This window comes from Martelella alba, from assembly GCF_006516955.1.
GTDB lineage: Bacteria > Pseudomonadota > Alphaproteobacteria > Rhizobiales > Rhizobiaceae > Martelella > Martelella alba.
Map to the genome: position 1 here is coordinate 631,113 of NZ_VHLG01000002.1, position 8,108 is coordinate 639,220.

The window sequence follows — 8,108 nt, forward strand, 5'->3', positions numbered from 1 at the left end:
GCCGGAGAACCGTCAAGGAGCACTGAAATCATGACGAATTTTTCCCCGCGCGAAATCGTATCCGAACTCGATCGCCATATTATCGGCCAGCATGACGCCAAGCGCGCCGTCGCCATTGCGCTCAGAAACCGCTGGCGCCGCCAGCAGCTGTCGGAAGACCTGCGTGACGAAGTCATGCCGAAGAACATCCTGATGATCGGCCCGACCGGCGTCGGCAAGACCGAGATTTCCCGCCGTCTGGCAAAGCTTGCCGGTGCGCCATTCATCAAGGTCGAGGCAACCAAGTTCACCGAGGTTGGCTATGTCGGCCGCGATGTCGAGCAGATCGTCCGCGATCTGGTTGAGATCGGTATCGTGCTGGTGCGCGAGAAGAAACGTCAGGATGTCCAGGCCAAGGCGCATGCCAATGCCGAGGAACGCGTGCTCGATGCGCTGGTCGGCAAGACCGCCTCGCCCGCCACCAAGGACAGCTTCCGCCAGAAACTGAGAAATGGCGAATTGGATGAGAAGGAAATCGACATCGAGATCGCCGATACGCCATCGGCAGGCCAGGGCTTTGAAATCCCCGGCATGCCGGGTGCCAATATCGGTGTTTTGAACCTGTCGGAAATGTTCGGCAAGGGTTTCGGCCAGAAGACCAAGAAGGTCCGCACCACGGTCAAGAACTCCTATGCCGATCTGATCCGCGACGAAAGCGACAAGCTGATCGATGACGAGGTCATCCAGCGCGAGGCCATGCGCCTGGTGCAGGAAGACGGCATCGTCTTCCTCGATGAAATCGACAAGATCGCCTCCCGCGAGGGCGGCATGGGCGCCGGCGTTTCCCGCGAGGGCGTGCAGCGCGACCTGCTGCCGCTGGTCGAAGGAACGACGGTTGCCACCAAATACGGTCCGGTAAAGACCGATCACATCCTCTTCATCGCCTCCGGCGCCTTCCACGTGTCGAAGCCATCCGACCTCCTGCCCGAACTGCAGGGCCGTCTGCCGATCCGCGTCGAATTGCAGGCGCTGACCAAGGAAGACTTCCGCCGCATCCTGACGGAGACCGAGGCCAGCCTGATCCGCCAGTACAAGGCGCTGATGGAAACGGAAGAGCTGACGCTCGATTTTACCGAGGACGCCATCGATGCGCTCGCCGATGTCGCGGTGCATCTCAACGCCACGGTCGAAAATATCGGCGCCCGCCGCCTCCAGACGGTCATGGAACGCGTGCTGGACGAGATCTCCTTCAATGCACCCGATCGCGGCGGTCAGGATGTCACCATTGATGCAGCCTATGTGCGCCAGCATGTCGGTGATCTGGCGCAGGATACGGACCTCTCCCGCTTTATCCTGTAAAAGCCCCCCAATCGAAACAGCAAGAAGCCGCCGGGTTTCCGCCCGGCGGCTTCTTGCTGTTAGCAGAGCTTTCCAATCCCTAAGGCGTCATATCTGTGCCTGACACAGATATCCAGCAGCCGTGCGTCTGCACGGCGAAAGACTCTCGCCCTGAAGCGCCTGGATCCCCGTGACAAGCACGGGGATGACGACGGAGAGGACGGCTTTTATGCGTCTCGCCCCTGCCTCAGCCACGGCCAAAATCGTCGACGAGGCGGATGATGTCGTCTTCACCAAGATAGGATCCGGTCTGGACCTCGATCAGCTCCAGCGTGATCTTGCCGGGATTGGCAAGACGGTGAACCGCGCCGAGCGGAATATAGACCGACTGGTTCTCGCTCAGCATCGTCACATTCTCATCCACCGTCACCTCGGCCGTGCCCTTGACGACAATCCAGTGTTCGGCGCGGTGGTGGTGCTTCTGCAGCGAAAGCTTCTTGCCTGGATGCACGAAAATGCGCTTGGCCTGGAAGCGTTCGCCCTTGATGATCGAGGTATAGCCGCCCCAGGGCCGGTAGGATGTTGGATGTTCGCGCGCCAGCGCTTCGGTCTTCTTCGAGGCCTTCAGCTGCTTGACGATCTGGCCGACATTCTGGCTGTCTTCCAGCTTGCCGACATAGACGGCATCCTCGCTGGCAATCACAGCCATACCTTCCAGCCCCTGACCGGCGACATGCAGATGACGCGAGATCACCAGCGTGTCCTTCGTGTTCATCAGCGTCGCAGCACCCGAGACGACATTGCCATCGCCATCCTTGTCGCCCTCTTTCCAGATCGCGTCCCAGGACCCCAGATCTGACCATTTGAAAGCCGATGGCACAACAGCAGCATTGCCGGTCTTTTCCATCACCGCATAGTCGATGGAAATATCCGGGCACTGCTCAAAAGTTTCTTTGTCGAGACGGGTGAAGTCGAGATCGGCTTCGCCCTTCTCGATCGCCTCGGAAGCCAGGCTCATCACCTCCGGCGCATAGACTTCCATCTCGCCGATCAGCGTGCCCACCGGAAACATGAACATGCCCGAATTCCAGGTGAAGCTGCCGGTCGCAACCATTTCCTCCGCCTTTTCCAGCGGCGGCTTTTCAACAAAGCGCTTCACCGCAAAGGCACCGGGAGCAAACGCTTCCCCCGCTTCGATATAGCCATAACCGGTCGCCGGTTCCGTAGGCGCAATGCCGAAGGTGACAAGCTTGCCGGCATCAGCGGCGGCAAAGGCTGTATCAATGCAGGAAAAATAGGTCGCGTCTGCGTCAATCTCGTGGTCTGAGGCGAGAACCTGCATGATCGCATCCGCACCGAACATCGACTGCACCAGCGCTGCAGCCGCCGCCACGGCAGGTGCGGTATTGCGCGCTACCGGTTCGAGAATGATTGACGACAATGCGATATCCATTTCGCGCGCCTGCTCGGCCACCAGAAAGCGGAAATCGTCGTTCGTCAGCACGATCGGTGCCTCATAACGCTGATCATCGGCAACGCGCTGAAGCGTCTTTTGAAACAGCGTCGTCGGCCCGAGGAAACGGATGAATTGTTTGGGCGCGGCCGCTCGCGAAAGAGGCCACAACCGTGTCCCCTTGCCACCGGCCATGATCACGGGAACGATTTTACCAGTCATGTATCAGGGTCTCCTCAATATGATTTCGGATTGAAATGCGCGTTTATTCGGCCGCATGGGCGGCAATCAGGGCGAGCCCCTGCTTCAGCAGTTCTGCCGCCGCCGCAGCGCTTTCCGCCTCGACATAGCAGCGCATCTCCGGCGCATTGCCGGATGGGCGGAAGTGAATGATCCGACCGTCTTCGAGCGTTACCCGAAGTCCGTCAATATCGCTCTTTGCCGCCACCTTGCCCACCGGCGCCAGAAACGCGCTCAGATTGGCGCCTGGGCCGCGAAGATAGTCCATCAGAGCAGCGGAACGCGTCTGGGCGAAATTCTGGATCCGGTCGGCCGCTGCGACAGGCAGGTTGAAGCCGGCCGCAACCGCGCTCAGCGGCTTTCCCGCTGAAGCGGCGAGATAAAGCAGCGACAATATCGGCAGGAAACAATCGCGCGTCGGCAAAGCCTCGAGATTTTTGCCTGACGGGGCGAAGGGGGAGCCGGTCAGAAAGCCGCCATTGGCCTCAAAACCGATCACACCAGCCTGGCCCGCCTCCAGTGCCGCTTCCATGCCCGCGATCACATAAGGTGATCCGACACGGGTGCGCACGACATCGAAATCGCCGTTTTTCTCGATCCCGGAATTGGAGGTGACGGGCGTCACCACCACGCCTGCCCCGAGGAAACGCGCTGTCATCAGCCCGATGAGATCACCTCTGAGCGGGGTGCCGGCCTCATCCGCCACCAGCGGACGGTCGGCATCGCCATCGGCGGAAACGATCGCGTCGAACCCTTCCGTTTCAGCCCAGCCCTTCAGCAGAGCGATCGTGTCGTCGGATACAGCTTCCGTATCGACGGGAATGAAGGTTTCTGAGCGGCCGAGCGCAGTCACCTCCGCACCGTAATGCGCCAGAAGATCAACCAGAAGATCGCGCGCCACGGTCGAATGCTGGTAGACGCCAATCTTCATGCCGGAAAGCGCCTTTTCCGGCAGAAGCGCGATATTGCGCGCGAAAAACAGCGCCATCGCCTCTGCCGCCAGGTCTTCACCCTTTTGCCGGGCAACCGGAACGGTTCCGACCATGGCGGCAGCATTCTGCGTGATCGCCACCTCGTCATCCTTGGTGATTTCGCCGGTCGGCGTATAGAATTTGATGCCGTTGCGATCCGCTGGAATATGGGATCCCGTCACCATCACCGATGCAGCCTGACGCGCAAACCCATAATAGCACAGCGCCGGCGTCGGCAGCGTGCCGCAATCCACCGGCTGAAACCCTTCGGCTGCAATCGCCGCCATGCAGTTTTCGGCAATCTCGGGGCTGGATCTGCGAAAATCGCGCCCGACCAGTATCGGATCACCTGCCTTTGCCTTGCCGCTCGCAAGAAGGTGACGGCAAAATCCCGCCGTATGAACCGAGGCCGCCTCACCGATAAGGGCCGTGGAGAGCCCTCTGAGACCGCTTGTTCCGAATTTCAAATCCATTTCAACAACCATCCTTGAAAGTGCAACGCCTGCCCCGGAACAAGGTTCCGTGAATTGGCACCGAACGCCTCCTTGACCGTCAGCCACAGCCTCCTCTGCGGCACCAGCTGAGCTGCAGTCAGCTGCGCCGAAAACCTTCCCTGGCCAAACCGCCGGGCCAGATGAATGGTCTTTCCCGCCCTTTGGATAGGACGCGGCGGCAGGTCCGTCAACATTCGCCGGCGATGAGGGACCATCCTGAACCGGAACTCATGCCGGGGCTGCAACGCCCGGTACGGCCAGGACGAATCGCGCGCCCGGCCCGTTATCCTCAACATGGATGGCAATGCCGTGGAGATCGGCGATCGCGCGAACCAGACTGAGGCCCAGCCCATTGCCGGGCGATGTCCGGCTCCTGTCCAGCCGATAGAGGCGCTGAAATATCTTTTCACGCTCAGCAGCAGGAATACCTTCACCATCATCTCCCACCACTGCCACCAGAAAATCATCTTCCACGCCAAGCGTGAGAGAAATCCTCGCGCCGTGGGCGCAGTGATTGATGGCGTTTTCAACCAGATTGACGAAAAGCTGGGTCAGCAATTCACGATCGCCGGAAATCAGGGCCGAAGCGGCAACATGGCGGGAAAAAGAGAGAAACTGGCCGTTATCTTCGGCCACATCGGCATAGATCTCGACAATCGTCTCCATGATTTCAGCAAGGTCAACAGTCTGGAAACGCTTCTTGCGCGCGCCGGTCTCGATCTGGGCAATCCGCAGCAATGCCTCGAAAGTGGCGTTGATCCGATCGCTTTCGGCAAGCGCTTCCTCGAGCTGATCAGGTGAGGCCACCCCACGGGCCAGAAGCGCTGCAGCCTCTTCGAGCGACAGGCGCAACCGGTAAAGCGGCGTCTTGAGGTCATGTGCGATGTCTGCACTGACCTGACGCATCCCCTCGACCAGAGCCGCGAGGCGATCAAGGGCGGCGTTGATCTGGCCGGATACGACATCGATATCATCGCCTCTGCCGACAAGACGGATACGACTGTCAAGGCGCCCGTTGGAAACCTCGTTCATCGTATGGGCAATGCGATCCAGCCGCGCCTGCGCACGCCGCGCCAGGAAAATACCGATGACAAGCGCCGCCAGGATTGCCAGTGCCGTCGCCCAGCCGAAATTGATCAGCATGATCTGCGCCATGTCCTCGGTTTCGGAAAAACTCTGCCCCACGACCAGCGTTTGACCGGCAACATCGCCGCGCATCACCCGGAAACGACCTTTCCCGGCCAGGCCGAGGTCCAAAGCCGTGACGTTGGCCAGCCCCGTGTCAGCCGGAGGCCGCTCGGCGTTGCCCGCAAGCTTTTGGCCGTCGGCGCCACCAAGATAGAATACCCAGTACTCATGCTCGCGCAGGCGCGAGAAACTCTTTACCGTGGTCACCAGATCCTCGGCATCCTGCGGCTCATAGCTTGAGGCCACGATCGAATAGGTTTCGCGGACAGAGACATCGAGATTGGTGTAAAGCTCGGCCCGCAGGGCCATAAAGCTTGCCACCGAGACAGCAAGCGATGCCAGCACGAAAAATACACCATAGGTCAGCGCCAGACGAACCGGTGTACTGCGCAACAGCCTGTCACGGCGCATGGAGGCTGTATCCCGTGTTCCGCACGGTATGCAGAAGCTGTACCGCAAAAGGCTTGTCGATCTTGGCGCGAAGCCGGCTGATGTGAGTCTCGACAACGCTGGTTTGCGGGTCGAAGTGAAAATCCCAGACTTTTTCCAGAAGCATGGCCCGGGTCAGCACCCGGCCCTCGGCGCGCAGCAAAACCTCCAGAAGCGTGAACTCGCGCGGCTGCAGTTCAATCACCTGCGCGCCGCGACGCACCACGCGCCCTACAAGATCCATCTCCAGATCGGCAACCCGCAAAACCGTCTGCTGCTCCTGCGCTGGCGGTCGGCGGCCAAGCGCATTGATACGCGCAACAAGTTCTGAAAAGGCGAATGGCTTTACCAGATAGTCATCCGCTCCCGCTTCCAGTCCCTCGACCCGGTCATCAACACCGCCAATGGCGGTCAGAAACAGCATCGGCGTCTTAACCCGGGCAGCACGGACCTCACGCACAAGCGAAAGACCATCCAGGTCTGGCAGCATGCGATCGACAATCAGGAGATCATAATTTTCCGGCACCATCAGCGCATGCTGAAGCCCATCACGGCCATTGCCGACGATGTCGCAGACATGCCCCGCCTCTCCAAGACCTCTGCCAAGGAAATCGGCTGTGCGTCGATCGTCTTCAATGACCAAGATACGCATGATGCCGTCTCGACGCCTCACAAGCCCGGCTATCGTCCGCGCCGCAGGCTGAGCAGAAGGATCAGCATGCAGCCAAGGACCAGAAGACCGCCACCGGCAAGTGATGCAAGGCCGAAACCGTCAACAAGCGAAAGGGTCACGAAAACCAGTACCACGACCTGCAGGGCCAGCCAGCCGTCATCGACAAACAGCCCGTAAAGCTCGCCAAAAATCGCCTGCATCAGCCTCATCGCGCCTGCTCCCGCCTCTGGAGGCCAGAACGAAGCCATTTCACTGCCGCAACAGAAAACCCGCCAAACAGCAAAAACAGCACCAAGACGGCAACGTCCCCGCCAGGCCAGCCAACCTCGATCGCTTCGCCTAGCCAGAAGATGCCAAATGAGGTGAGCATGATGCCGACGACGAATTTGATCGTATTTTCAGGAACATGCGAAAGCGGCTTATGAACCGCAATACCGACAACAGCCACCAGCACCGCAGCACTCAGCGCACCGAGCCCCGCAACCCCCGTCATGCCATGTGCACCGCCGACGGCAATAACGATGAAAACCACTTCCACCCCTTCAAGCAGGACAGCCTTAAAGGCTGCAATCCCGGCGATGTAATTTGCACCACGGCCCTCCTTGCCACCGGCGAGGGTACTCATCTCGCGGGCAAAAGCGGCCGCCTCATCGTGAAACGCAAGCTGGCCTGCAGCGCGCAAAATCGCCTTTCTCAGCCAGCGCATGCCAAACAGAAGCATCGCTGTTCCGACAATAAGCTGCAAGGCGCGTAGCGGAACAAGGGCAAAGAGTGGTCCGAAGAGAAGCACCAGTGCAACAAGAAGGCAAAGCGCCAGTCCCGTTCCGAAGAGCGCTGGGCGGAAACCACGGGTCAGACTGACTGCAAGCACGATGGTAAAGGCCTCGACCACCTCGACAAGCGCAGCAAGGAAGGAGGCGGAAAACGTCGAAAGGATTGCAGCCGTATCATTCATCAACGGATCTCGTTCACCGAAGGGCCAGCCGTATACAACAAGCCACGTTTGCGTGAAACACTAGCGCCTTTCGGACAAACCGCAAGCCGGCAGACCGTTTATCACAAATCCGTAAGAAACTTGACGGCAGCAGCAGAGTGGCCATCAAAGATTGCGCCCGCCATCCGAAATGAATTGGCCCTTCCAGACCATATCAGCCTCAGCATAAATGAGGCCTCGAACCACTTAAGGACAAGCCGCGCCAATTCACGGTGACGACCGGGTGACGATTTAAGAGAGAGAAGCGGCGGACCAGAAACGGGCAAGGCCCGCTAACGCATTGCGTTAACGGGCCTTTATTGGTTGCGGGGGCAGGATTTGAACCTGCGGCCTTCAGGTTATGAGCCTG

Annotated in this window: 7 protein-coding genes; 1 reads left to right on the plus strand and 6 read right to left on the minus strand. The window is 59.5% G+C overall.

What is annotated here, in order from left to right:
- Nucleotides 1–30 precede the first annotated feature (30 nt).
- Entirely contained in the window at nt 31–1,338 is a 1,308-nt protein-coding gene (gene hslU, locus FJU08_RS06340; protein ID WP_141148113.1) for an ATP-dependent protease ATPase subunit HslU, read from the plus strand.
- Nucleotides 1,339–1,564: 226 nt separating this feature from the next.
- Here the strand turns inward: hslU and FJU08_RS06345 are convergent, their stop codons facing one another.
- The 6 genes from FJU08_RS06345 to FJU08_RS06370 all read right to left on the minus strand — a co-directional run bounded on the left by FJU08_RS06345 (nt 1,565) and on the right by FJU08_RS06370 (nt 7,720).
- Complete coding sequence (locus FJU08_RS06345; protein ID WP_141148114.1) at nt 1,565–2,992, minus strand: mannose-1-phosphate guanylyltransferase/mannose-6-phosphate isomerase; 1,428 nt, start codon at nt 2,990–2,992, stop codon at nt 1,565–1,567.
- A 43-nt stretch (nt 2,993–3,035) separates the two neighbouring features.
- Complete coding sequence (locus FJU08_RS06350; RefSeq protein WP_141148115.1) at nt 3,036–4,454, minus strand: phosphomannomutase; 1,419 nt, start codon at nt 4,452–4,454, stop codon at nt 3,036–3,038.
- 249 nt (nt 4,455–4,703) lie between these two features.
- Entirely contained in the window at nt 4,704–6,074 is a 1,371-nt protein-coding gene (locus FJU08_RS06355) for a sensor histidine kinase (protein WP_141148116.1), read from the minus strand.
- On the minus strand, nt 6,064–6,744 hold the full coding sequence (locus FJU08_RS06360) for a winged helix-turn-helix domain-containing protein (RefSeq protein ID WP_141148117.1): 681 nt from the start codon (nt 6,742–6,744) through the stop codon (nt 6,064–6,066). The genes FJU08_RS06355 and FJU08_RS06360 overlap by 11 nt, the downstream gene beginning before the upstream one ends.
- Nucleotides 6,745–6,773: 29 nt before the next feature.
- On the minus strand, nt 6,774–6,974 hold the full coding sequence (locus FJU08_RS06365) for a hypothetical protein (protein WP_141148118.1): 201 nt from the start codon (nt 6,972–6,974) through the stop codon (nt 6,774–6,776).
- Nucleotides 6,971–7,720 (minus strand): COG4280 domain-containing protein, encoded by a 750-nt coding sequence (locus tag FJU08_RS06370; RefSeq protein WP_141148119.1) that lies wholly within the window; start codon nt 7,718–7,720, stop codon nt 6,971–6,973. Before FJU08_RS06370 ends, FJU08_RS06365 begins: the two co-directional genes overlap by 4 nt.
- Nucleotides 7,721–8,108 lie beyond the last annotated feature (388 nt).